Origin of the sequence: Sphingomonas sp. EC-HK361, assembly GCF_902498785.1 — a bacterium.
Taxonomy (GTDB): Bacteria; Pseudomonadota; Alphaproteobacteria; order Sphingomonadales; family Sphingomonadaceae; genus Sphingomonas.
Genome location: NZ_LR701493.1, coordinates 500,156 through 522,810, shown reverse-complemented (window position 1 = coordinate 522,810; position 22,655 = coordinate 500,156). Strand labels below are relative to the sequence as shown.

Here is a 22,655-nt window from a genome sequence, read left to right as displayed (position 1 = left end):
CTCAAGCTAAGGGCGGCTGCAAAATTCCACGGGGCATCAGGCAACCAGGCCCCCGGCAATCAGGACCATCATGACCAAGACCGCACTCATCACCGGCGTCACCGGACAGGACGGCGCCTATCTGGCGGAGCTGCTGCTCGCCAAGGGCTATCAGGTGCACGGCCTGAAGCGGCGGTCATCGTCGTTCAACACCGGCCGCATCGACCACATCTATCAGGACCCGCATGAAAGCGGCGCGAAGCTGCACCTTCATTATGGCGACATGACCGATTCGACGAACCTGATCCGGATCGTCCAGGAAATCGCCCCCGACGAGATCTACAATCTGGCGGCGCAGAGCCATGTCCAGGTCAGCTTCGACACGCCCGAATATACCGCGAACGCCGATGCGATCGGCACGCTGCGCATTCTCGAGGCGATCAAGATCCTGGGGATGACCGAAAAGACGCGCTTCTATCAGGCATCGACGTCCGAGCTGTACGGCCTCGTCCAGGAAGTTCCGCAGCGCGAGACGACGCCCTTCTACCCGCGCTCGCCCTATGCGGCGGCGAAGCTCTACGCCTACTGGATCACGGTCAACTACCGCGAAGCCTACGGGATGTTCGCGTCGAACGGCATCCTGTTCAACCACGAAAGCCCGATCCGCGGCGAAACCTTCGTCACCCGCAAGATCACCCGTGCGGTGGCGGCGATCCATCTGGGCATTCAGGACAAGCTGTATCTCGGCAACATGGACGCGCAGCGCGACTGGGGCCACGCGCGCGATTATGTCGAGGGCATGTGGCGCATCCTGCAGCACGACCGCGCCGACGATTTCGTGCTGGCGACGGGCCAGACGCAGACCGTCCGCCTGTTCGTCGAGCGCGCCTTTGCGCATGTCGGCATCACGCTCGACTGGCAGGGCGAGGGCGTCGAGGAGCGCGGCGTGTGCGCGAAGACGGGGCGCACGCTGGTCGAGATCGATCCACGCTATTTCCGCCCGACCGAAGTCGAGCTGCTGATCGGCGATCCCGCCAAGGCCAAGGCCGATCTGGGCTGGGAAGCGACGACCAGCTTCGAGGAGCTGGTGACCGACATGATGGTCGCCGATCTGAAGACCGTCGAGCGCGAGGCGCAGCACCGCCGCATCGACGAAGAATCCGCGCTGCGCCCGCGCACCACGGCCTGAGCGCGGTGGCGGCGTTCGATCTCACCGGCCGGCGCGTCTGGGTCGCCGGCCATCGCGGCATGGTCGGCCAGGCGCTGGTGCGACGCCTCCAAATCGAGAACTGCGATCTCGTGGCGCCGCGCGAGCGGATCGATCTGCGCCGTCAGGCCGCGGTCGAGGCATGGATGGACGAGACACGCCCCGATCTCGTCTTCGTGGCAGCCGCCAAGGTCGGCGGTATCCACGCCAACGACACGCGGCCGGCCGAATTCCTCTACGACAATCTGATGATCGAGACGAACATCATCGAGGCGGCGCGGCAGGCGGGCACTGCCAAGCTGGTGTTCCTCGGGTCGTCGTGCATCTATCCCAAGATAGCGCCGCAGCCGATCTCGGAGGACGCGCTGCTTACCGGCCCGCTGGAGCCGACCAACGAGTGGTATGCGATCGCCAAGATCGCCGGCATCAAACTGTGCCAGGCGTATCGCAAGCAATATGGGCTGGATTTCATTTCGGCGCAGCCGACCAACCTCTACGGCCCGTTCGACAATTTCGACCTCAATTCCAGCCACGTCCTGCCAGCGCTGGTGCGCAAGGCGCACGAGGCGAAGCAGGCCGGGGCGGACAGCTTCACGATCTGGGGCAGCGGAACGCCGCTTCGCGAATTCCTGCATGTCGATGATCTCGCCGACGCGCTCGTCTTCCTCGCGAAAAACTATTCGGACGGCGAGATCGTCAACATCGGCAGCGGTGACGAGGTCGCGATCGGCGATCTGGCGCGGCTGATCGCCCGCACGGTCGGCTTCGAGGGCGCGGTGCACACCGACGCGACCAAGCCCGACGGCACCCCGCGCAAGCGGCTCGACACGCGCAAGCTGGAAGGGCTCGGTTGGCGCCCGTCGATCGGTCTCGATCAGGGCGTCGCGCGGGTCTATCAGTGGTATTGCGAGAACGTCGTTGCGCGCGAGACCGGAGCCGCAACCGCGGCTTGAGGCGCATTGCCCGCTATGGGGTGTGGCGCATCCGCCACCGCCGCCATGATCGCGCGGGCGTAAGCCGTCTTTCCGAGCGCCTGCGCGCGCGCAAGTGCCGCGTCGGCGGTTATGAAGCCGGCGAGATAGGCGATTTCCTCCAGGCAGGCGATCTGGATGCCCTGGCGCCGCTGGATGGTGCGCACGAACTCGGCCGCCTCCAGCAGGCTGTCGTGCGTGCCGGTATCGAGCCACGCATAGCCGCGTCCCATCGGCTCGACGTGGAGCGCCCCGATCTCAAGGTAGCAGCGGGCGAGGTCGGTGATCTCGAGCTCGCCGCGGGCCGATGGCTTCAGCCGCGAGGCGAAATCGCACACGCGCGAATCGAAGACATACAGACCGGTGATCGCGTGGTTGGAGCGCGGGACCGCCGGCTTCTCCTCGATCGCGACCGCCCGCCCCGCGGAATCGAACTCGACCACACCATAGCGTTCGGGATCGTCGACCCGGTAGGAGAAGATCGTCGCACCGCTCGGTCTGGCCGCCGCGCGGCGGAGCATGACCGACAGGCCGTTCCCGAAGAAGATGTTGTCGCCGAGCGCCAGCGCGACAGCATCGCCGCCGATCCACTCGCGGCCGATCGTGAACGCCTGGGGTAACCCCTCCGGCCTTGGTTGGACGGCATAGGCGATCGACAGGCCGAGCGCCGATCCGTCGCCGAACAGCGTGCGGTAATGCTGCTGATCCTGCGCAGTTGAAATGATCAGGATATCGCGGATGCCGGCGAGCATCAGCGCCGACAGCGGATAGTAGACCATCGGCTTGTCGTACACGGGCAGCAGCTGCTTATTGACGACGAGGGTCGCGGGATACAGCCGGCTGCCGGTCCCCCCTGCCAGGATGATGCCCTTCATGCGTCATGCCTAGCGCGGCAAGTTGAACAACCCGTTAGCTGCCCAGCCCGTTATCTCCCCAGCCCACGCCGGACGGACGCCTGCTGTGCAACCATGGGTTCCCACCAGCCGGCATGGTCGAGATACCAGCCCACGGTCGCTTCAAGCCCGCTCTCGAATCCATGATCGGGGCTCCAGCCGAGTTCCCGCGTGATCCGGGTCGCGTCGATCGCGTAGCGCCGGTCGTGCCCGGGGCGATCGGCGACGAACGCGATCTGGCCGGCATAGGACGCGCCGTCATGTCGGGGCCGCAACCGGTCCAGCACCGCACAGATGGCGTGAACGACGTCGATGTTGCGCCGTTCGGCACCGCCGCCGACATTGTAGCGCCGCCCGGGCCGTCCGCCTTCGAAGACCAAACGAAGCGCCCGCACATGATCATCGACGTGCAGCCAGTCGCGGACGTTGTCGCCGCGGCCATAGACGGGCAGCGTGTCGCCGGCGAGCGCGCGCGCGATCATCAGCGGGATCATCTTTTCCGGAAATTGCCATGGCCCGTAATTGTTCGAGCAGTTGGTGAGCAGAACCGGCAGGCCGTAGCTGTGCCCCCAGGCACTGACGAGGTGATCCGACCCGGCCTTCGATGCCGAATAGGGCGACCTTGGATCGTAGGGCGTGACTTCGGTGAACGCCCCGCTTTCGCCGAGCGACCCGAAAACCTCGTCGGTGGAGATGTGGTGGAAGCGGAATGCTGCGCGTGCATCGCCCGCCAGCGTCTCGAAGTGCCGCCGCGCCGCCACCAGCAGCCGGTAGGTTCCGACCAGATTGGTTTCGATGAACGCCTCCGGGCCATCGAGCGAGCGATCGACATGCGTTTCCGCCGCCAAGTTGGTGACGATGTCGGGCCGGAACGCCGCGAACGCCTCGGCCAGCGCATCGGGATCGCAGATATCGGCTTTCACGAACCGGTAGCGGGGATGCCCCTCTACCCCGGCGAGCGAGGCCAGCGACCCGGCATAGGTCAGCGCATCCAGATTGAGCACGTGGTGGGCCGTCGCCGCGATGAGGTGACGGACAAGGGCCGACCCGATGAAGCCGGCGCCGCCGGTGACAAGGATGCGCATGGCACCGGCCTAGCGGGGTATGATTAAGATTGGGCTGCCGGGTTAATCGAGCGCCTTGAGCGAACCCCGGATACTCGGATTGGCAACGCCTTCGAAGCGAAGCTTCCGCAGCGTGCCTCGGGCCTGCCGGGTCAACGATCGCGCTGCAAACGCATAGCCGCTGCGCATGTTGCGGAAGGTGACATCCTCCCAGTCCAGCTTCGGACAATCGTCCGCGACGATACCGTAGTCGAGCCGCCCCAGCCCCTCGATCGTCACCCGATGGATCGCCAGCGAACCCAGCAAACCCGACGCCATGATTCCGGTGAAATTCGCCTGAACGGTCACATCCTCGATGCGATAGCCGGTTGCCGCCGTCGGCGTGCCCTGCGTCAGCTCGATGACGTTCGCGGCTGTCGCACTGTGTAGCGTGCTGCCGGTGATCGCCACGTCATTGTAGCAACGCCCCCGGACTTCGTCGTTCATGATGCGAAAGACACGATCGGCACCGGAAAGCGTACAGCCGGCGAAGCTTACCCCTGTAACGGCCCCCTTGCCTGGGGACAGCGCGAGAATCACGGAGGTTCGCGAAGCGGCGGTGGTGAGATCGCGCACCCCGAGCTTCAGCCGCGGCCTGCCGCCATCTGCGACGGAGAGGTCGAAGGCATTGTCGGACAAGCGCCCCCCTTCGATCGTCACACCCGAACACCCGTTCATCGCGATCGCGCCTTTCGGAAGATTGTCGGCAACCTTGTCGGTCTGCCCGGCAATGACGGGATTGCGGATTCGCACGTCGTCTGCGCCGCGCAGATAAATGCCGCAGCTGCGCGGTCCACGGATGACGGGCGATATGATGGAAATTCCATACATCTCTCCCGGATCGGCATAGGCCATGATCGCATAGGCCCCCGAATCGTCACGCGCACCGGCGACTCCGGCGTTGGCCACCGACACGGCATCCAGCGTCGCGTTGGCGATTCGGTGGAACAGCACGACCCCCTGCTTCAGCGCCATCGCGTCGATGCTCACCCGGCGAACCGCCACATCGTCGATCGCGCCATCAACGCCGTAGAACCAGATTGGCGCCGCAGACACGGCGATCGCGCCAGGCGAGAGCGAAGATCCTCCCCATGCCTTCACATCGATAACGCGCAGCCCCGACATCGTGCCAGCCGGGCTACGCTGCAGGAACTGAACCCAACGCTCGCCGGCGAATCCGGAAATCTGCAGGTTCTCGATGGTTATGTCGTCCATGTTCCCCACCGCCGTGGACGTCAGTTCGAAGCGCGCGAATCCGCCTGTATCGGCGCCGATCCGCGCCTTGTTATTTCCCTTCGCTACAAGGTTTCGAAGTGCGATCGCGGATACGTCACGGCCAACGAAGAGGGGATGCGCAATGCCCAAGCCTGTGAAGGACAAGGTCGCACCATTGCCTTCGATCGTGGTCGATGCGGGCAAATCCACCGGGCCGTTCCGCCAGAGATCGACGGTATCGATTACCACCGAGCTGACATTGATGTGAAGCGCGCCACCGCCAGCGGAGGCGATGTCCTGCACCGCGGCGCGCAGCCCGGAAAGCGTTGCGCCGCGCGCGCCCAATGTCACCGTTGCCGGGCTCCGAATCAGCAGGTTGCTGGCAGCGCTCCCACGCGGACTCGCCGCGGCGACAAACCCGGTGCTGGCGGCGGCGATGAACGATCTGCGGGTGATCGTGCCTGACGTCATCTTTGTCCTTCAGCTCGCTCCGCGGGTCGAAGCCCCTGGCGCATTCGAGTCCTCAACGTCGCAAGGCCCGGCTCTATCCCCCTCACCGCGGATGCAACGCGGCGAGGGCGATGCCGGCAAGGTTTTGCGCGCGCGCGATGTGGCGGATGCGGGGCATCTCGCCGGCAAGCGCGCAGAACGTCGCGCGGTGGTGGGCGTTCGCACCGCGGCTCGGGACACGGCCCGTCGCCTGATCGATGACGGCACGCGAATCGCCCAGCAGCACGAAGTCTTCGAGCACCATTGCCCGCGCGGTGCGTAGCGCCTCGATCAGCGCGAGCCATTCAGCCGCCATGCTGCTGCCCTGCCTCAGGTCGCGGGTGATACGCGTCTCCCCGCGCACGACGACCGCGATTTCCATGCCGGTCGCAGGGCGCCAGCCGCCGTCGAAATAGAGCTTTACGCGCCCGGTCAATCGAACGTCACGCGCCCGCGCGTCGCCTTCACCGCGCCCCGGCCCTTCTTGGCATCGACGCGCTTCGCCTTTGCCGCGCGCGATGGCTTGGTCTTGACCCGCCGCGCCTCGCGCTCCTCTGCCTTGTCGAGCAGGTCGGCCAGCCGCTGGCGGGCATCGGCGCGATTCATCTCCTGCGTGCGATAGCGGCGCGCGGTGATGACGAGAGTGCCGCTCGCGGTGAGCTTGCTGCCCGCGACGACCTTCAGCCGGCGCCATGTTTCGGGGTGAAGGCCAAGCGCGAAGACGTTGACGCGCAGCTGGCATGCGGTCGCGACCTTGTTGACGTTCTGCCCGCCAGGCCCCGATGCGGCGAGGAACTTCTCCTCGATCGCCTCGTCAGGGATCGGGCGCATCGAAGCCGGCCTTGGCAAAGCGTCCGGGCCAAGGCGCGTCGGCGACGACCGGCGCCTTGTCGCCGCGCGGCACCGACAGATGTGCCGCGTGGAGCATCATGCCGAGCGCGTCGGCCGCGCCATAGGTCGGATCGCCGAATACCGGCACGCCGAGCCCTTCCAGCGCGTGGACCCGGATCTGGTGTGTCCGCCCCGTCGCGGGGCGGAACTCGACGAGGGCGCGCCCGTCCTTTTCCGCAAGCAGTCGCCAGTCGGTCCGCGCCGCCTTGCCCTTTGGATCATGCGCCATCCGCCACCCGGTTTCTCGGGTCGACACCTTCGCGAGCGGCAGGTCGATGACGCCCTCGCGGTCCTTCGGCACGCCCGCGAGAATCGCGACATAGCGCTTCGCCACCAGCCCCTGTTCGAACGCCTGCTGGAACCGCGCGTGCGCCTTCGGGTTACGCGACAGGAGAAGACAGCCGCTGGTATCGCGGTCGAGCCGGTGGACCGCCTGCGGCCAGCGCTTGAACCCGAAGGTCAGGTAGGACAGGTGGTTCTCAAGGCTGATGGAGCGATCGCGAGGGCTATCGACCGGCAGGCCCGCGGGCTTGTCGATCACCAGCGCTTCGCCGTCGAGGAACAGGACACGATCACCCAGCATGACGCCGCCCTTGCCATTCCCCGCGCCCCGGCGCCAGCCCGCGCGGGCATTCGCGCTCGCCGCACTACTGCTGACAGCCCCCGCCCAAGCGCAGATCTGCGCGGGAAGCTCGGTCGGCGCAGAAGTCGACGGTCGCGTCTTCGGCCACCTCCCCTATGGCGACGCGCCGCGCGACGAACTCGTGCCGGTGCCGAGCGAACTCACCGTCAATCCCTGCCTGTTGCGCCCCGAAGTGGTCGCCGATCTCCAGCGGCTGCTCGCGGCGGCGAACGGCGATGCGGCGGTCGCGGGCCAGCTCCGCGCGCTCTCGTGCCAGCGGCCGCTCAGCTACCAGCAATCGGTGTTCTGCCGTCCGGGGATCAACCTGGCAGTCGCGGGCCGCGCGATCTCGGTCGCGCCGCCGGGGCATAGCGAGCACGCGACCGGCTATGCGCTCGATTTCGCGGTGCGGCCCGCGAATGGCTGTCCGGATGCCGAAGCCTGCATGGCCGCAACGCCCGCGTTCAGATGGCTCGCCGCCAACGCGCCGAAATACGGCTTCGAGATGTCGTTTCCGGCGGGCAACACGCAGAATGTGAAGTGGGAGCCGTGGCACTGGCGTTGGGTCGGCGCGACCGCCGCCACGCCGGGCGCGGCGCGGGCGCGGTTCCTGTTCGCACGGGCGCGGCGAGAGTTTCCGGCGAATCCCGGTGTGCGCGACGTGATCGTGATCGCGAGCGTGCCGGCGCCGCCGGTGTGGATGGGGAATTTGCCTGCGCCGGTCTGCAACAAGAAGGGCAAGTGCAAGGTGGCGAAGGCGAAGCGTCGATGAGGGCGCTGCACCCCGCGCAGGCAAGGATCCAGAGTCGCGAGCGCTGGCGCCCGTGACCCTGGATTCCCGCCTGCGCGGGAATACGGACTAGCCGATCAACCCTTCAGCTTTGCCGCGGTCTCGGCGATCCGCTTGCCCTGATAGCGCGCCGCCTCCAACTCCTCCGCGTGCGGCTGACGCGAGCCGTCGCTGTCGGCGATCGTGGTCGCGCCATAGGGCGACCCGCCGCGTACCTCGTCGACCCCCATCTGGCCCTGGAAACCATAGTCCAGCCCGACGATCGTCAGCCCGTGGTGCAGCAGGTTGGTGATGATCGAAAAGAGCGTCGTCTCCTGCCCGCCATGCTGGCTCGCGGTCGAGGTGAACGCGCCGCCGACCTTGCCGATCAGGCCCCCGCGCATCCAAACCCCGCCGGTCATGTCCCAGAACGCCGCCATCTGGCTCGGCATCCGGCCATAGCGGGTCGGCGCGCCGACGATGATCGCGTCGTAGTTCGCCAGCGCGTCCGGCCCTTCGATCAGCGGGTGCGCAGTGTCGGTCTTGAAGTGCGCCGCCTCGATGACCTCCTTCGGCGCGGTTTCGGCGACGCGGCGGATATCCACCTCCGCCCCGCCGGCGCGCGCGCCCTCGGCGACGGCGTCGGCCATCTGCTCGATATGGCCGTAGGACGAATAATAGAGGACGAGAACCTTGGTCATGGGATGCTCCTTGGCAGGGGAGCCGCCCCGGCGGGGGAAGACCGGGGCGGCAGGGGGAAACGTCAGTCGGCGTCGACCAGAACGACCTCGGCGTCTTCGCGTGCCGTGATCGTCACCGTCTGGCCGCCGGACAGCGCCGCGCCGTCGCGCGCGTTGAAGCGGGTGCCGTCGATCTCGATCGCGCCGGTTGCAGGCACAAGATACGCATGACGTCCCTCGCCGACGCTGTGGGTGATCGTCTCGCCGGCCTTCAGCGTCACGCCCAAGACGCGGGCGTCGGCGCGGATCGGCAGGGCGCCCCCTCCACTATCGAGGACGTCGCCATCGAACCCGCTCGCCAGCACGACGAACTTGCCGCTGCGATCGCCCTTGGGAAACGGCTTCGCGCCCCAGGACGGCGCACCGCCCTTGCGCTTCGGCTCGATCCAGATCTGGAACAGCGTCGTCGTCTCGCCTTCCAGATTATACTCGGCATGGCGCACGCCGGTGCCCGCGCTCATCACCTGCACATCGCCCGCCCCGGTGCGGCCCTGATTGCCCATCGAATCCTGGTGGGTGATCGCGCCGGAGCGAACATAGGTGATGATCTCCATGTCCTGATGCGGGTGCGGCGGGAAGCCGCTGTTGGCGCCGATCTCGTCATCGTTCCAGACGCGGATCGAACCCCAGCCCATGCGTGCCGGGTCGTAGTAATCGGCGAACGAGAAATGATGCCGCGCGTTGAGCCAGCCATGATCGGCATGGCCCAGACTTTCGAAACTCCGGCGTTCGACGCCCTTGGTCAGTGTGTCGGTGGTCATTGCAACCTCCTGTTGAGTTGCGATGAAGATAGGCGCGCCGATCACCTCGTAAATGGAAACGTCTGAAACCCTTTGTTTCGTTTCGGCCGCCAATTGCGATGCCAGCGCGACCGTCCTATCGGTGCGCAATGCGGCTCCCCGATCTCGAGGCCTGGGCGATCTTCGCGAGCGTGGTGGAGCATCGCAGCTTCTCCGCTGCGGCCGATGCGATCGGGGTCAGCAAGGCGACCGTCTCCAAGGCGATCTCGCGGCTGGAGGCCAGCCTCGGCCAGTCGCTCTTCCATCGCACCTCGCGCCGCCTGTCGCTGACCGAGGCAGGCAAGCCGCTCGCCGAGCACGCCGCACGCATCCTCGCCGACGCCCGCATCGCAGAGGAAGCCGCGCGCGACAGCGCCGGGCTGCCCGCCGGCCGTATCCGCATGGCCGCGCCGATGACCTTCGGCGTCACCCACGTCGCGCCGCTGATCGCCGACTTCCTCTCCGCCAACCCCGCGATCGAGATCGAGCTGCATCTGTCCGACGCGCGCGTCGATATCGTCGCGGAGGGCTACGACGTGGCGCTGCGCATCGCCGATCTGCCCGACAGTTCGCTGCGCGCGCGGCGGCTGTGCGACATCACCGCGCACATCGTCGCCGCGCCCGCCTATCTGGAGCGTCACGGCACGCCCACGCACCCGGCGCAGCTCGGCGAGCACAAACTATTCGGCTATACCAACATCACCGGGCCGTGGCGTTTCCGGGGCGCCGACGGCAGCGACATCTCTGTCCGCGCGACCGGGCAGTTGAGCGCCAACAGCGGCGACGCGATCCTGCCGTCGCTGATCGCCGGGCTCGGCATCGCCCGGCTGCCGACCTTCATTCTCGGCAGCGCGCTCGCGGACGGCCGCGTGGTCGAAATCCTGAAGGAATGGGCGCCATCGACCGTCGGGCTCCACCTGATGACCCCGCCCAGCCCGCTGCGTCCCGCGCGTGTCGAAGCGCTGATGGCCTTCCTGACCGAAAGACTGCGCGACCGATGACGTGGCTCGCCCTGCTCGCCTTCGTTGCTGCTCCCCTCGCCGCGCAGAATGCCGCCCCGCAAGTCGCGCCGCCGCAGGTGCGGCGCACCCAGGCGCCCCCGACTCAATCACCCCGCACGATCCTGTTCGTGGGCAACAGCTTCACCTTCGGCGCCAATTCGCCGGTCATGCGCTTTCGCCCCGGCAGCGTCGTCGACCTGACCGGGCAGGGCTTCGGCGGGGTGCCCGCGCTGTTCAAGGCGTTCACCGCGCAGGTCGGGCTCGACTACAGCGTCTATTCGGAAACGCAGGGCGGGCAGACGCTGCGCTTCCACTACGAACAGCGCCGCGCGCTCATCGACCGGCGGTGGGACGCAGTCGTGTTGCAGGAATATTCCACGCTCGACCCGCAGCGGCCCGGCAATCCGGAGAACTACCAGCGCTACGCCGGCGCGATCGCGAAGATGCTCACCGCGCGCAATCCGCGGGTGAACGTCGCGCTGATGCCGACCTGGAGCCGCGCCGACCAGACCTACAAGGCCGGCGGCGCCTGGGCGGGGCGGCCGATCACCGCGATGGCGGACGATATCGCCCGCGCCGCCGCGCGCGTCCGCGCGTCCTCCCGCGATATCGCCATGATCATCCCGGCGGGGCAGGCGTGGAACCGCGCGATGCAGGCGGGGATCGCCGATCCAAACCCCTATGACGGGGTGTCGTACGGCCAGATCAACCTGTGGACGTGGGACCAGTATCACGCGAGCGCCTATGGCTATTATCTGGAAGCGCTCGTCGCCTTCGGCCGCGTCACCGGCACCGATCCGCGGGTCCTCGGCCGCGAGGAACGCGCCGCACAGGATCTCGGGCTGAACCCGGATACGGTCGTTCGGTTGCAGACGCTGGCGTGGGAGACGCTGCGCGATACACGCTGAAGGCTGTCCTACACGGCGGCGATGTGCGACGGTTCGGCGGTATGAAATTACGCTTCTCTTGTATCCCCGCGAAGGCGGGGATCCAGCCTGGGCTCCCGCCTTCGCGGGAGCACAGTTGCATCGAGGCGTGGGGTGGTCGGACCACCTCAATGGCCCCTCTCCACTTTCTCCACCTGATGCCATGAACCGCCTCACCCCCGACGCCGACGACACGCGTTTCGTTCGCCGCCTCGTCCTCGCGCTCCTCGTGCTGGCCATCGCGGGCGCGATCTTTCTCGCGTCCGATCTGCTGATCCTCGCCTTCGGTTCCGTCCTCGGCGCGATCACCATCCATGCCATCGCCGAGCTCTATCATCGCAAGCTGCGGGTGCCTGAGCGCCCGGCGCTGATCCTCGGCGTCGTCAGCATTCTCGCGGGAATCGCGTTTCTGGGCTGGCTGTTCGGGGTCGCCTTTCGCCAGCAGCTGAACGTGCTCGTCCTGCGCCTTCCCGGTATCCTCGATCAGTTCGCCGCATGGGCATCGCAGTCCGCGGTCGGCGCGAAGGTTGTCGATGCGGTGCAGGCGGCCTTCGCGGGCAGCCGGGTCGCACAGGACATCGGCGGGCTGGTGCAGGGGGGCGGCGAGATCGCGCTCAACTTCCTGCTGCTGGTCGTCGGCGCGATCTTCTTCGCGGTCGATCCCAAGGTCTATGAACGCGGGCTGCTGCTCCTCGTCCCTCGCGCCAAGCGCCCCGCTTTCGAGGATTCGCTGGAGGACGTCGCCGCGACGCTCAGGCTGTGGCTGCGCGCGCAGCTCATCCAGATGACGACGATGGGGGTGCTCGTCGGCGTCGGACTGGCCATCGCGGGCGTGCCCTCCGCCCCGGCGCTCGGGCTGTTGACCGGCCTCAGCGAATTCGTCCCCTATATCGGCCCGGTCGCCGCGATGCTGCCGGCGCTCGGGCTGGCGGCGACGGTCGGCACGCCCGCGATCATCGGCACGCTCGTCACCTTCGCGCTCGTGCGAATCGTGCAGACCAACTTCATCACCCCCTTCGTCACTGCGCGGGTGATCTCGATTCCGCCTGCGGTCACGCTGTTCGCGATCCTCGTCATCGGTGCGGTCTTCGGGATTTTCGGGCTCTTCTTTTCAGCGGCGCTGCTGGTGGTGATCTTCACGCTTGTTCGCACGCTCTATCTACGTGAAGTGCTCGGCGAGGATATCCCGCGCGTCGAACAGGACTGATCCCTCCGAACCGGTCACGACTCACGGAAATCGCGCGCTTAAATCCAAATTAACCTTTTGCCTTCATTCCCCGTTTGGTTAATAAATCTCGCGTCGGACCGTGCTGCTAATGGGGTGCAGCGCTGCCGCCTGGGGGGAACAAGCCAATGCGCGTGTTGCTGATCGAAGACGAGCCGACGACCGCCAAGGCGATCGAGATGATGCTCGCGGTTGAAGGGTTCAACGTCTACACGACCGATCTGGGCGAAGAGGGCCTCGATCTGGGCAAGCTCTACGACTACGATATCATCCTGCTCGACCTGAACCTGCCCGACATGCACGGCTATGACGTGCTGAAGAAGCTGCGCGTTGCGCGCGTTTCGACGCCGGTGCTGATCCTGTCGGGCATCAGTGAAATGGATTCGAAGGTCCGCAGCTTCGGCTTCGGTGCCGACGATTATGTGACAAAGCCCTTCCACCGCGAAGAGCTGGTGGCGCGTATCCACGCCGTCGTCCGCCGGTCCAAGGGCCACAGCCAGTCGGTCATCAAGACGGGCAAGCTCTCGGTCAATCTCGATGCCAAGACGGTCGAGGTCGATGGTGCGCGGGTCCATCTGACCGGCAAGGAATATGCGATGCTGGAGCTGCTGTCGCTCCGCAAGGGCACGACGCTGACCAAGGAAATGTTCCTCAACCACCTGTATGGCGGGATGGACGAACCCGAACTCAAGATCATCGACGTCTTCATCTGCAAGCTGCGCAAGAAATTGTCGCTGGCCTGCGAAGGCGAGAATTACATCGAGACCGTCTGGGGCCGCGGCTATGTGCTGCGCGATCTCGAGGAAGTGCCCAAGGCCGCCGTCGCCTGAGCTTTTGACAGACAGTCACCCGCGTATCCGGGAGGAGGCTGCGGCGTCGGGGGGCGCCGCGGCCTCTTTTGCGTCGCGCCGGCGCCGAAGCGAGCGTCGCTCGCTTCGCGCTCAAGGCGCGACCGGCCGGCGGCGCACAAGCGCCGACCGACGGCGCGGCTTCGAGCGTGTTGAACCTTGATCCGCCCGTTCGTTTCGAGCTTAGTCGAGAAACGTTTCCAGGCGCAGTCCGGCGTTTCTCGACTTCGCTCGAAACGAACGGAAGTTGTGATCCCAGCCGGCTCCTTTTCGCGCTAGGCGCGGCGCGCCCACTCGGTCAGCAGCGTATGCGCGATCGCATAGGGCGGCGGCGCGATGAACGGCCCCTCGCCGCCAGCCAGCACCTGCCGCACCATCTCGCGCGGCACCCAGATCGCGTCTTCCAGCTCGTTGCGATCGATCGTCAGCGCGTCATCTTGCGCGACCCCGACGCACGCCATCATCAGCGAGGACGGGAAGGGCCAGGGCTGGCTCGCGACATAGCGAACCTCGCCGACCCGCACCCCCGCCTCTTCGCGAATCTCCCGCGCCACCGCTTCCTCGATCGATTCGCCAGGCTCCAGGAAACCGGCGAGCGCCGAATAGCGCCCCGCCGGCCAGTTTTTTCCCCGCCCGAGCAGCGCGCGGCCGTCATGTTCGGCGATCATGATGACGACCGGGTCGACGCGCGGGAAATGTTCGGTCCCGCACGCGTCGCACGTGCGGCCCCAGCCGGCGCGGAACGGCTGCGTCCCGGCGCCGCAATTGGCGCAGAAGCCGTGCCGCGAATGCCAGTCGATGACGCTGCGCGCGGCGGCATAGGTCGCCGCTTCCTCCGGCCGGAGCGTCGAGAGCGCGTGGATCATCGCGGGCGAGCGCATCGGCGTCGCCTCCGCCGCGCGGGTGCCGGGCCGATAGGCGGCGAAGTGCGCGCGCCCCTCGTGGACGCCGAGAAGGATAAGCTGCGCATCCTCGTCCGCCTCGGCGAGCGTCGTCCAGCCGAGGGTACCATCGTCGGAAACCTCGGGATGCAGTCCATCGAGCTTCAACAGCCGCGCGCGCCAGTCCGTCACGCCGGCGAGCGCGTCGGCATCGTGGCGCAGATGGTCGGCGCGGTCGAGGACGCTGCCGGTGAACCCTGCGCGAATCACCGCGCGGTCATGCGCATCGCGTCGCGGGCGAGCGCCGGCGGGATATCGGCGCGCAGCGGCCATTTCTCGGCCGGGAAATAGTTGACCATCACCGTCCCGCGCACGTGCTTGACCGGATCGACCCACGCGATCGTGCCGGCAGCACCGCCCCAGCCATAGGTGCCCTTCGAAGGCCCGCCCGGCTTGTCGGCGAGATACACCGATCCGCCCGCGCCGAACCCCATCGGCACCTCCGCCTGCGTGCCCCCGGTGCCGCCGCCGACACCCTGGAAGAACACCCCCGGCGGCAGCAGGTTCGACATGGCAAGCGCCACCGTCTCCGGTTTCAGCACCCGCACGCCGTCGAGTGTGCCACCATCCTGGAGCATGTGCAGGAACCGGTCGTAATCGCGCGCCGAGGTCACGAGCCCGGCGCCGCCATAGGGAAAGCTCGGCGGGCTGAGCCAGACCGAGCCGGCGCCGGTATCGAGCGGGGTCCGCGTCTCACCGACGAACGCGTAGTTCGTTGCCAGCCGTCCGGCCTCGCTCGCCGGGACCGTCCAATAGGTCGAGGTCATCCGGAGCGGGGTCAGCAGCCGCGTCTGGACGAACCGGTCGAACGGCATCCCGCTCGCCTTCTCGATCACCGCGCCCATCACGTCGAGCCCGATCGAATAGCTCCATTTCGTCCCCGGCTGCGCGATGAGCGGCAGCGTCGAGACGCGTTCCGCAAACTCGGCGAGGGTCTTCGGGCGGACGGCGCGCATCTGCGCCTCGATCTGCGGATTGACCGCACCCGGCAGGATGCCGAGCCGCTCATACTCCTTGAGCAGCGGACCCTTGGTGATGATGTTGTAGCCGAGCCCGGCGGTATGGGTCAGCAGGTTGCGGATCGTGATCTCGCGGGTTGCCGGCACGCTTTCGAGCGAGGTTTCGCCGGTCAGCACCTTCATCGTCTTGAAGCCGGGGAAGAAATCGCTGACCGGCTGGTCGAGCCTGAGCTTGCCGTCGTCGATGAGCACCATCGCAGCCATCGCGGTGATCGGCTTGGTCATCGAATAGACGCGCCACAGCGAATCGGGGCCGGCCGCGGGGGCGCCGGCATCGTCGGCAATCCGGCCCGCGGAGACGAACTGGGTCGGCCGGTCACCGAACCCGAAGGCGCCGACGATCCCCGGCATCTTGCCGTCGCGGACATAGCCGTCGAACAGCGCCTGCGTCGTCGGCAGGGCGAGGTTCCTCGGAGCCGGAGGGGTCGTGGCTGGGGCGGCCTGCGGCTGGACCTTCGCCTCTCGCGCCACCGCGCCTGCGCCCATCAGCGCGACCAGCGCGATCGCCGTCATCGCCGTTCGTTTCCCCACCCGCTTCATCGCTCGCTCCTCATCCGCATGGCAGCCTTGGCGAAGACGGTCGGAAGCCCTGCCGAATCAAGCGCATCGACCGGCCACCATTCCCCCTCGCCGGCGGGTTGATGCGCCCCTGCATCCGCCATCGCAAGCGCCAGTTGCAGATCGAAATGGGTGAAGCCGTGCGCGACCGTCATATCCAGCACGCGCCACCCGGCGGGGGCCGGTGCATCCACAAGACCGGGCGGCGCATCACTCCACGCGCCCGTCGGCAGCGCGCGCATTCCGCCGAGCAGTCCCTTGGCCGGGCGGCGAACGAGCCACACCGCGCCGCCACGCTCCAGCCAGAAGACCGTGCCGTAACGCTGTGGCTTCGCCGCCTTCGCCTTCCTTGCCGGATAGGCCTCGGGATCGCCAGCCAGCCGTCCGTCGCACCGGTCGGCGAGCGGGCAGAGCAGGCATTTGGGTGCGCGCGGGGTGCAGATCGCCGAGCCCAGGTCCATCATCCCCTGCGCGAAGTCGCCCGATCGCGCATCGGGCGTGATCGCCTCCGCCGCGGCGCGAATCGCGGCGCCCTTGTCGGGAATCGCGAAGAGCCGCGCGACGACGCGCTCGACATTGGCGTCGACGACCACCGCGCGCGCGCCGAACGCGATCGCGGCGACGGCGGCGGCGGTGTAGGCGCCGAGCCCCGGCAGCGCGCGCAACGCGGCCTCGGTCCGCGGAAATTCGCCGCCATGATCCGCCGAAACCACCCGCGCACAGGCGAGCAGGTTGCGCGCGCGGGCATAGTAACCGAGCCCCGCCCATGCCGCCATCACGTCGGCCTCGTCCGCCGCGGCCAGGCTCGCGAGATCGGGCCAGCGCGCGACCCACGCCGCGAATCGCGGGCGGACGGCAGCGACCGTCGTCTGCTGGAGCATCACTTCGGACAGCCAGACGCGGTAGGGATCGGCCGTCTCGCCGGGCGGCGCGCGCCACGGCAGCACGCGCGCGTTCGCATCATACCAGGCGAGCAGCAGATCGGCGATCGAAGGGCGCTTGGCGGACATGGCCGCGCTATGGCATGGGTGGCGTGATGAGCAAGCGTCCCACCTCCACGACCGATGCGCCGCGCGCCAACCGCGCGCGCCAGGTGGCGGAATTGCTGCCCGATGTCGGCCGGGCCGCGTTCCGCAAGTTCGGCTTCGTCCAGTCGTCGATCGTCAGCCGCTGGGGCGAAATCGTCGGCGAGAAGCTGTCGCGGGTCAGCACGCCCGAATCGATCCGCTTCCCCGTCGGCCGCAAGCAGGACGGTATCCTGACGCTGACGGTTCGCGGTGCCCACGCGCCGATGATGCAGCACATCACCCCGGAAATCGTCGAGCGGGTGAACCGCTTCTTCGGCTACGTCGCGGTCGAGCGCGTGGTGATCCGTCAGGGCGAGGTCGCGGTGCGTCCCGAACGCCGCGCGCCGCCGTCGCTGAAAGTGGTGCCGGTCGAGCTCGGCAACAGCCTGAAGACGATCGCCGATCCCGAATTGAAGGCCGTGCTGGAGGCGCTTGCCGCCGGCGTCGCCGCCACGCGTGGAGTGCCCCAGGTCAAATGAAGCGGATTCTCGGTTTCGCGCTCGCGCTGATCGGCGCGGGCACTCTCGCCAGCGCGGCACCGCGCGACTGGGCGAGCGTGGCGTCGCCTGCGCCGAACGGCAGCTATGTCATCGGCAACCCGAAGGCGAAGGTGAAGCTGGTCGAATATGCGAGCTATACCTGTCCGCATTGCCGGCATTTCGGCGAGGAATCGGCCGCGACGCTGAAGGGCAGGATGATCCGGTCCGGCTCGACGAGCCTGGAGATCCGCAACGCCGTTCACGACAAGCTCGATCTCGTCGCGGCGCTGCTCGCGCGCTGCTCGGGTGCGGCGAACTTCCCGCGCTTCCACGACGCGGTCTATGCACAGCAGGAAGACTGGGTTTCGGCGGGTGCCGATTACGACAGCGCGAACGCGTCGCGGATGCGGCTCTACCCGCAAGCGGACCAGCTGAAGGCGCTCGCCAAGGGCTCGGGCCTCACCGCGATCGCGCAGGCGAACGGCATGACGAGCGCGGCGGTCGATGCCTGCCTTGCGGACCCCGCGGTCCTCGCCAAGACCCTCGCCGTCGCCAACGCGACCGCGCAGAAGATCAACGGCACGCCGGCGTTCGAGATCAATGGCAAGCTTGTCGAGAATGTCGGCTGGGCACAGCTCGAACCGCAATTACGCGCCGCCGGCGCCAAATAACCCATTTCGGAGACCTATTCGATGACAACGCGCTTCCTTCTCGCCCTGCTGCCGCTGGCGCTCGCTGCCTGCGGCTCGGGCGACGGCAATTCGACGACGCCATCGGCGCCCGTCGCCGCGCAGGCCGCACCCGCCGGCCAGAAGTGGACCGAAATCGTCTCCAAGACGCCGGAGAACGGCTATGTGATGGGCAACCCGAACGCGCCGATCAAGCTCGTCGAATATGGCTCGCGGCTGTGCCCGACCTGTGGTGCGTTCGCCAATACCGGCATGAAGCCGCTGGAGAACACCTATGTCGCGAGCGGCAAGGTGAGTTACGAATTCCGCGAATTCATGGTCCACGGCGCGCCCGACTTCGCGCCTGCGCTGCTCGGCCGCTGTGCCGGCACCGCGCCGTTCTTCCCGCTGCTGGAGGACATGTTCGCGGCCCAGCCGACGATCCTGCCGAAGATGGAGAACGCGAACGCCTTCCAGCAGAAGGTCGCGAGCCTCCCGCCGGCGCAGATGTTCACCGCCTGGGCCGAACAGCTCGGCTATATCGATTTCGTGAAGCAGCGCGGCATTCCCGAGGCGCAGGCGCGCGCGTGCATCACCGACAAGAAGGCGATCGACGAGATCACCAAGGTCATGCAGGGCGGCACCGACCAGGGCGTGACCGGCACGCCGACGTTCTTCCTGAACGGCAAGAAGCTCGATGTGGTCAGCTGGGACGAGGTCGAGAAGGCGCTGAAGAACGCGGGCGCCTGAGCGCTGGAAACGGGCGTCGGGGGGCGCTGAACCGATGCAGATCAAGCGGCTGCGATTGTCGGGCTTCAAGAGCTTCGTCGACGCAGCCGACCTGCGGATCGAACCGGGGCTGACCGGCGTCGTCGGCCCCAATGGTTGCGGCAAATCGAACCTGCTCGAGGCGCTGCGCTGGACGATGGGCGAGAACAGTCCGAAGTCGATGCGCGGCGCCGGCATGGAAGACGTGATCTTTGCCGGCACCGCGACGCGCCCGCCGCGCGACTTCGCCGAAGTCTCTCTGCTCGCCGAGATCGCGGGAGAGGAAACCGAGGTCGTCCGCCGGATCGAACGCGGCGCTGGCTCCGCCTACCGGATCGACGGCCGCGACGTGCGCGCGAAGGATGTGGCGCTGCTGTTCGCCGACGCCGCGACCGGCGCGCACAGCCCTGCCCTCGTTAGCCAGAACCGGATCGGCGCGGTGATCGCGGCCAAGCCCGCCGAGCGGCGCGCGATGCTGGAGGAAGCGGCGGGGATCGCGGGGCTGCACGTGCGCCGCAAGGACGCGGAGGCGAAGCTGCGCGCGACCGAGGCCAATCTGGCGCGGCTCGACGAGGTGATCGCCGATCAGGATGCGCGCGCCGCCGCGCTGAAGCGTCAGGCACGGCAGGCGGAGCGCTATCGCGCGCTCTCCGCACAGATCCGCGTCGCCGAAGCGCGCATGATCTTCGCCCGCTGGCGCGAGGCGGCGGCGGCGGCGGACACCGCCAAGGCCGAGGCGGCGAGCGCGGGGGTGAAGGTTACCGCGGCGCACGAAGCGCAGACGGCGGCGGCGGCGTATCAGGCGCAGGCGACCGACGCGCTGGCGACCGCGCGCGCCGCGGCGCTGTCCGCGCGCGACCGTGCAAGCGAGGCCGGACACCGGCTGGCGGCGTTGCGCAGCGAACGGGACACAGCGGAACGACGGTTGCGCGACCTTGCCGAGGCGAGCGCGCGGATCGTCGCCGACCGCGACCGCGAAGGCGCGCTCGCCAACGACGCGGCGGACGCGATCGGGCGGCTGACCGACGAAGCGAGGCTGCTGGAGCGCGAGATCGCGCGGGGCGGCGATGCGCTGCCGACGCTGGACGCCGCGCTGGCCGGGGCGGAACGCAGCGCGCGCGACGCCGAGGTCGCGCTGGCGCAAACGATCGCGCGGGCGGCGAGCGAGGCGGCCGATGCGCGCGTGGCGAACGCGGCGCTCAACGCTGCACGCGCACGGCTCGAGCGCGCCGAGCGCGAAGTGGCGCAGGTCGCGCAGGCCATCGCGGCGATCGGCGACCCGGCCCCGATCGAGGCGGAACGCCGCCGCGCGATTCAAGACCGCGACATGGGCACGGTCGCGCTCGACGCAGCCCGCCGGTACATCGCCGATGCCGACGCGGCCGAGCGCGCGGCGGCCGCCGGCCGCGACACCGCGCAGGCCACACGCGCCGCCGCCCGCGCCGACCTGTCCGCGCTGGAAAGCGAAGCCGCCGCGCTGACCCGGGCGACACAGCGGTCGGGGCGCGACCGCCTGCTCGATCATGTCCGCGCCGCGCCGGGCTATGAGCGCGCGCTCGCCGCGGCGCTTGGCGACGATCTGGAGATCGGGATCGATCCTTCGGCTGACGCGCATTGGGCGGGCGCCAGCGCATCCGGCGACGCGGCGGTGGCGGGCGATCCGCTTTCCCGCCACGTCAGCGCGCCCGACGTGCTTGGCCGTCGTCTTGCGCAAATTATCGTCGTCGACACCGATGACGGCCGCGCGCTCCTGCCCGGCCAGCGGATCGTGACCAGAGGCGGCGCGATGCGGCGTTGGGACGGGCTTGTCGCGCGCACCGGGGGCGCGGCGGCGGCGGAGCGGCTGGAGCGGATGAATCGGCTCGCCGCCATCGAAACAGCCTTGCCCGCCGCGCGCGACGCCGTGGCACAGGGCGACGCCGCGCTGGACGAGGCCGAGCGCGCGATCGCCGCGGCACGGACACGGGCGCAGGCGGGGCGTGGAGCAATGGCACAGGCGGAGGCAGCGACCCGCGACGCCCGCCAGCGCGAGGACCGCGCCACCGCGCAGATCGAGCGGCTTTCGGGTCAACGCACCGATCTCGACGCGCGCGCCGCGCGGGCTGAAACGGAGCATGACGAGGCCGCGCGCGAGGCCGGAGTGGCGACCGCTGCCATAACCGCACTTCCCGATACGACCGCGACGGCAGCGGCAGTCGAGAAGGCGCAGCGTGCAGCTGATCTTCAACGCACGGCGGTGGCACAGGCGCGCACCGAGCGCGCGGCGATCGACCGCGGCCTGACCGCGCAACGCGAGCGGCTTGCCGGCGCGCAGGTGGAGGCGAAGAGCTGGCGCGCGCGCGCGGGCGATGCCGCGCGCCGAATCGCCGACATGGACAAGCGCGCGGAGGAGCTGGCCCGCGAGGCGAGCGCGCTCGCCGATCGGCCGGGGGTGCTCGACGCCGACATCGCGCGGATCGCGGCCGATCACGAGACCGCGCGCGGTGCCGCCGACGACCTTGCCGCGGCGGAGCGCGCCGCCGAATCGACGCTGCGCGCGGCCGAGGACAGTGCGCGGATTTCGGGCGAAGCGCTGTCGCAGGCGCGTGAGCTGCGCGCCGGGGCGATCGCGCGCGCCGAGCACCAGGAGCTTCGCCGGGTCGAGATGGGCCGCGTCTCCGGCGAGCGGTTCGAATGCCCAGCGCCGGTCCTTCCCGCGAAAATCGGCTTCGACAGCGACTCCGTCCGGGCGCCGGCGGAGGAATCGGCCACGCACGATCGGCTGACGGTCGATCGCGAACGCATCGGTCCGGTCAATCTCGTGGCGGAACAGGAACTGGCCGAGCTGGAAACGGGCGCGCTGTCCAACGCCGCCGAGCGCGACGAGCTGGGTCAGGCGGTCAACCGGTTGCGCGGATCGATCGGCACGCTGAACCGCGAGGGCCGCCAGCGGCTGCTTGCGGCGTTCGCGGCGGTCAACGGACATTTCCAGCGGCTGTTCGCGACGCTGTTCGATGGCGGGCAGGCGCATCTGGAGCTCGTCGATTCGGACGATCCGCTCGAGGCCGGGCTGGAAATCATGGCGCAGCCGCCGGGCAAGCGCCTCCAGTCGCTGACCCTCTTGTCGGGGGGCGAGCAGGCGCTGACCGCGGTCGCGCTGATCTTCGGGCTGTTCCTGACCAACCCGGCGCCGATCTGCGTGCTCGACGAGGTCGATGCCCCGCTCGACGACGCCAATATCGAGCGGTTCTGCGATCTCCTCGACGCGATGACGGTGGAAACGCATACGCGCTATCTGATCGTCACCCACAATGCCGTCACGATGAGCCGGATGCACCGGCTGTTCGGGGTGACGATGATCGAGCGCGGGGTCAGCCGGCTGGTCTCGGTCGATCTCGGCGGGGCGGAGCGCTTGATCGCCGCCGAATGAAAGCGCAAACTTGCGCGCATGTTCCTCGACGAACGCACGACCTGGCCCCGCCGCGACGAACCCGCGCCGACACCGCGGTCGCAGCGCG

General features: G+C 68.3%; 22 protein-coding genes. 11 read left to right on the top strand and 11 right to left on the bottom strand.

What is annotated here, in order from left to right; translation table 11 throughout:
* The first annotated feature begins 70 nt into the window (after positions 1–70).
* Positions 71–1,168 (top strand): GDP-mannose 4,6-dehydratase, encoded by a 1,098-nt coding sequence (gene gmd, locus BOS5A_RS03955; protein ID WP_151953896.1) that lies wholly within the window; start codon positions 71–73, stop codon positions 1,166–1,168.
* Positions 1,165–2,139 carry a GDP-L-fucose synthase family protein gene (locus BOS5A_RS03950; RefSeq protein WP_151954493.1) on the top strand — a complete coding sequence of 325 codons (975 nt, stop codon included), beginning with the start codon at positions 1,165–1,167 and terminating at the stop codon, positions 2,137–2,139. Before gmd ends, BOS5A_RS03950 begins: the two co-directional genes overlap by 4 nt.
* On the opposite strand, the gene rfbA is transcribed toward BOS5A_RS03950, so the two are convergent.
* The 6 genes from rfbA to BOS5A_RS03920 form a co-directional block, all read right to left on the bottom strand.
* Positions 2,082–3,032 (bottom strand): glucose-1-phosphate thymidylyltransferase RfbA, encoded by a 951-nt coding sequence (gene rfbA, locus BOS5A_RS03945; RefSeq protein WP_151953895.1) that lies wholly within the window; start codon positions 3,030–3,032, stop codon positions 2,082–2,084. The two genes, BOS5A_RS03950 and rfbA, sit on opposite strands and share 58 nt — an antisense overlap.
* 50 nt (positions 3,033–3,082) lie before the next feature.
* A complete protein-coding gene (gene rfbB / locus BOS5A_RS03940; RefSeq protein ID WP_151953894.1) occupies positions 3,083–4,135 on the bottom strand; it encodes a dTDP-glucose 4,6-dehydratase in 1,053 nt (350 codons plus the stop codon).
* A 42-nt stretch (positions 4,136–4,177) separates the two neighbouring features.
* Complete coding sequence (locus BOS5A_RS03935; protein ID WP_151953893.1) at positions 4,178–5,839, bottom strand: hypothetical protein; 1,662 nt, start codon at positions 5,837–5,839, stop codon at positions 4,178–4,180.
* Positions 5,840–5,921: 82 nt separating this feature from the next.
* Positions 5,922–6,293, bottom strand: a complete 372-nt coding sequence (locus BOS5A_RS03930; protein WP_151953892.1) for a reverse transcriptase-like protein — start codon at positions 6,291–6,293, stop codon at positions 5,922–5,924.
* A complete protein-coding gene (gene arfB, locus BOS5A_RS03925; protein ID WP_151953891.1) occupies positions 6,290–6,688 on the bottom strand; it encodes an alternative ribosome rescue aminoacyl-tRNA hydrolase ArfB in 399 nt (132 codons plus the stop codon). Before arfB ends, BOS5A_RS03930 begins: the two co-directional genes overlap by 4 nt.
* Positions 6,672–7,331, bottom strand: a complete 660-nt coding sequence (locus BOS5A_RS03920; protein WP_151953890.1) for an RluA family pseudouridine synthase — start codon at positions 7,329–7,331, stop codon at positions 6,672–6,674. The genes arfB and BOS5A_RS03920 overlap by 17 nt, the downstream gene beginning before the upstream one ends.
* On the opposite strand from BOS5A_RS03920, the gene BOS5A_RS03915 reads away from it, so the two are divergent.
* On the top strand, positions 7,330–8,142 hold the full coding sequence (locus tag BOS5A_RS03915) for a M15 family metallopeptidase (RefSeq protein ID WP_151953889.1): 813 nt from the start codon (positions 7,330–7,332) through the stop codon (positions 8,140–8,142). The genes BOS5A_RS03920 and BOS5A_RS03915 overlap by 2 nt on opposite strands.
* A gap of 95 nt (positions 8,143–8,237) precedes the next feature.
* Here the strand turns inward: BOS5A_RS03915 and wrbA are convergent, their stop codons facing one another.
* Both wrbA and BOS5A_RS03905 read right to left on the bottom strand, forming a co-directional pair.
* On the bottom strand, positions 8,238–8,840 hold the full coding sequence (gene wrbA, locus BOS5A_RS03910; protein ID WP_151953888.1) for an NAD(P)H:quinone oxidoreductase: 603 nt from the start codon (positions 8,838–8,840) through the stop codon (positions 8,238–8,240).
* A 62-nt stretch (positions 8,841–8,902) separates the two neighbouring features.
* A complete protein-coding gene (locus tag BOS5A_RS03905; RefSeq protein WP_151953887.1) occupies positions 8,903–9,640 on the bottom strand; it encodes a pirin family protein in 738 nt (245 codons plus the stop codon).
* 128 nt (positions 9,641–9,768) lie between these two features.
* Between BOS5A_RS03905 and BOS5A_RS03900 the strand changes: the two genes are divergently transcribed.
* The 4 genes from BOS5A_RS03900 to ctrA all read left to right on the top strand — a co-directional run bounded on the left by BOS5A_RS03900 (position 9,769) and on the right by ctrA (position 13,640).
* A complete protein-coding gene (locus BOS5A_RS03900; RefSeq protein ID WP_151953886.1) occupies positions 9,769–10,659 on the top strand; it encodes a LysR family transcriptional regulator in 891 nt (296 codons plus the stop codon).
* Positions 10,656–11,567: a DUF4886 domain-containing protein gene (locus BOS5A_RS03895; protein WP_151953885.1), complete on the top strand. Its 912-nt coding sequence runs from the start codon at positions 10,656–10,658 to the stop codon at positions 11,565–11,567. The genes BOS5A_RS03900 and BOS5A_RS03895 overlap by 4 nt, the downstream gene beginning before the upstream one ends.
* A gap of 181 nt (positions 11,568–11,748) precedes the next feature.
* Positions 11,749–12,792 carry an AI-2E family transporter gene (locus BOS5A_RS03890; protein WP_151953884.1) on the top strand — a complete coding sequence of 348 codons (1,044 nt, stop codon included), beginning with the start codon at positions 11,749–11,751 and terminating at the stop codon, positions 12,790–12,792.
* 146 nt (positions 12,793–12,938) lie between these two features.
* On the top strand, positions 12,939–13,640 hold the full coding sequence (ctrA, locus tag BOS5A_RS03885; RefSeq protein ID WP_151953883.1) for a response regulator transcription factor CtrA: 702 nt from the start codon (positions 12,939–12,941) through the stop codon (positions 13,638–13,640).
* A gap of 293 nt (positions 13,641–13,933) precedes the next feature.
* On the opposite strand, the gene nudC is transcribed toward ctrA, so the two are convergent.
* Genes nudC through BOS5A_RS03870 form a run of 3 tightly spaced genes read right to left on the bottom strand, consistent with a single transcriptional unit; the run spans position 13,934 to position 17,186 of the window.
* Positions 13,934–14,809, bottom strand: coding sequence for an NAD(+) diphosphatase (nudC, locus tag BOS5A_RS03880; RefSeq protein WP_151953882.1), 876 nt, complete (start codon positions 14,807–14,809; stop codon positions 13,934–13,936).
* A complete protein-coding gene (locus tag BOS5A_RS03875) occupies positions 14,806–16,131 on the bottom strand; it encodes a serine hydrolase domain-containing protein (RefSeq protein ID WP_234419191.1) in 1,326 nt (441 codons plus the stop codon). Before BOS5A_RS03875 ends, nudC begins: the two co-directional genes overlap by 4 nt.
* A 23-nt stretch (positions 16,132–16,154) precedes the next feature.
* A complete protein-coding gene (locus BOS5A_RS03870) occupies positions 16,155–17,186 on the bottom strand; it encodes an A/G-specific adenine glycosylase (protein ID WP_151953880.1) in 1,032 nt (343 codons plus the stop codon).
* 14 nt (positions 17,187–17,200) lie between these two features.
* Between BOS5A_RS03870 and BOS5A_RS03865 the strand changes: the two genes are divergently transcribed.
* From BOS5A_RS03865 to smc, 4 genes are read left to right on the top strand one after another with little or no spacing between them, the layout of a single operon-like run.
* Positions 17,201–17,722: a DUF721 domain-containing protein gene (locus BOS5A_RS03865; RefSeq protein ID WP_151953879.1), complete on the top strand. Its 522-nt coding sequence runs from the start codon at positions 17,201–17,203 to the stop codon at positions 17,720–17,722.
* The gene (locus BOS5A_RS03860) at positions 17,719–18,393 is read left to right on the top strand and encodes a thioredoxin domain-containing protein (protein WP_151953878.1); all 675 of its coding nucleotides are present in this window, start codon (positions 17,719–17,721) and stop codon (positions 18,391–18,393) included. The genes BOS5A_RS03865 and BOS5A_RS03860 overlap by 4 nt, the downstream gene beginning before the upstream one ends.
* Positions 18,394–18,414: 21 nt before the next feature.
* Positions 18,415–19,140, top strand: a complete 726-nt coding sequence (locus tag BOS5A_RS03855; protein ID WP_151953877.1) for a DsbA family protein — start codon at positions 18,415–18,417, stop codon at positions 19,138–19,140.
* Between the two features lie 34 nt (positions 19,141–19,174).
* Positions 19,175–22,567: a chromosome segregation protein SMC gene (smc, locus tag BOS5A_RS03850; protein ID WP_151953876.1), complete on the top strand. Its 3,393-nt coding sequence runs from the start codon at positions 19,175–19,177 to the stop codon at positions 22,565–22,567.
* Positions 22,568–22,655: the final 88 nt, after the last annotated feature.